The 1728-nt window shown below is 66.9% G+C and carries 3 protein-coding genes; all 3 read left to right on the top strand.

Annotation, left to right across the window (positions count from 1 at the left end):
• A partial coding sequence (locus ADK66_RS26945; protein WP_082377690.1) for a hypothetical protein occupies positions 1–627 on the top strand: 627 nt, incomplete at its 5' end.
• 3 nt (positions 628–630) lie between these two features.
• On the top strand, positions 631–774 hold the full coding sequence (locus ADK66_RS31695; protein WP_157552978.1) for a hypothetical protein: 144 nt from the start codon (positions 631–633) through the stop codon (positions 772–774).
• A 160-nt stretch (positions 775–934) separates the two neighbouring features.
• Positions 935–1728: CPBP family intramembrane glutamic endopeptidase (locus ADK66_RS26940; protein WP_053660176.1), on the top strand; the 794-nt coding region annotated here is incomplete at its 3' end.

The raw sequence follows: 1728 nt of genomic DNA, 5'->3' as shown, positions 1-1728 counted from the left end.
CAGCTCATCAGCAATTTCCAGGAGCTCGTCGCCCAAGTGCCCGGGATCGTCCAGCCGTTCATCGTCATGCTGGCGGGCGCGATCCCGTTTGTCGACGGCGAGGGAGCGGCCATCATCGGCATAGCCGGTGGTCTCCACCCGATTGTCGCAGGCGTCGCAGCAGCCGCAGGGAACTTTCTGTGCGTGCTGCTGGTCGTCGCGGTCACCTCACGCGCCAGGACGACCATCGTCGATCGACGACGCAGCCCAGTCGGGGTGAGCGGAGGCGCAGGAGCGCGATCGAGCGCCCTCGGGGAGACGTACCAGGAGACGGCAGCCACGAAGCCGGAGTCGAAGGGACGTCGGCGCTTCAACAGATGGCTCGTGCGTTTCGGCGTCCCCGGTGCGAGCATCCTCGGTCCTCTCGCCATTCCGACCCAGATCACGTCGGCGATCCTCGTGGGCGGCGGTGCGAGCATCCTCGGTCCTCTCGCCATTCCGACCCAGATCACGTCGGCGATCCTCGTGGGCGGCGGAACTCCACGCCGGTGGGTCCTGCTCTGGCAGGCCATCTCCATCGTCATCTGGACGACGATTGGCACCGTCGTGGCGTGGGCCGCGCTCACCTTCGTCATCGAGGTGTCGTGAGCCATGACCGAGCAGCAGGACGAACCGCTCGCCGAGGGCGGGGCCGCGACCCTCGGCGGGCCGAAGGACGACGCCGGCACAGCGCCCGTCGGGCGAGACCCTGCGCTCCGCGTCGAGTACCTGGCAGACAAGCCTCACGGCGTCTAGACCGTCCTGCCTCGATCAGGCCGACCCTCCGCCAGGCCCCTGCTGGAGAGCCCCATCGTCCAACTCGGCACCTCGAGTGCGTGCCGCACGGACAGCTTTTACCGCGTAATTCCGAACCACTCATACGCCTGCTCCGGCAATAAACCTCGAAGGAAGACTCATGACCCAGCAAGCGCACACCGTTCCGCCCGATGTCGAGTACCACCGGGTGCTGGCCGGGGAGAGACGTCGCATCGGTCGTGGCATCCTCGCGATCGTGCTTCTGATCGTCGGGATGACGCTGTCCGGCGTCGCTCTCAGCCTGATGGCGGCGTTCGTGGATGCCGCCATCGACACCGACGGGCGCACTGAGTGGACGCCCCTGATGCACACCGCCGGCATGATTTCCGTCGCACTGGTCATCCCGTGGAGCATGCTCATCCAGCGGTGGCTCTACGGCGTGAGAGGCCCCTCGCTGCACTCGGTGATCTCGCGATTCCGGTTCGACATCTTCGGGCGCGCGCTGCTTCTGATCACCCCCGCGTGGGTTGCCGTCATGGCGTTCCACTACTGGGTCCCGCTGCCGCAGACCGAATGGAGTTACACCGACGTGCTGTGGATACTCCTCGCCACGCTCCTGCTCACGCCCCTGCAGGCCGCAGGTGAGGAATACGGGTTCCGTGGGCTCATCTTCCGCGTCGCAGGTGGCTGGACCCGCGGAGCGCGGGCGGGCCTCGCCGTCGGTGTGCTGGTCTCCAGCGTCGCCTTCGCGGTCGTCCACCTGTCGACCGACATCTGGCTGAACCTCTGGTACCTGATCTTCGGCGTCGGGCTCACGCTCATCACCTGGCGCACCGGGGGCATCGAGATCGCAGTGGTGCTACACGCGGGGTACAACACCCTGTCCTTCGTGTTCGATGCTGCGCTGCGCACCGATATCGCCAACGTCGTGACGGATCGCGCAGCGGGCGCCGC

It is taken from the genome of Micromonospora sp. NRRL B-16802 (assembly GCF_001279555.1).
Classification (GTDB): domain Bacteria; phylum Actinomycetota; class Actinomycetes; order Mycobacteriales; family Micromonosporaceae; genus Micromonospora; species Micromonospora profundi.
This window is presented reverse-complemented; position numbering and strand designations above follow the sequence as displayed.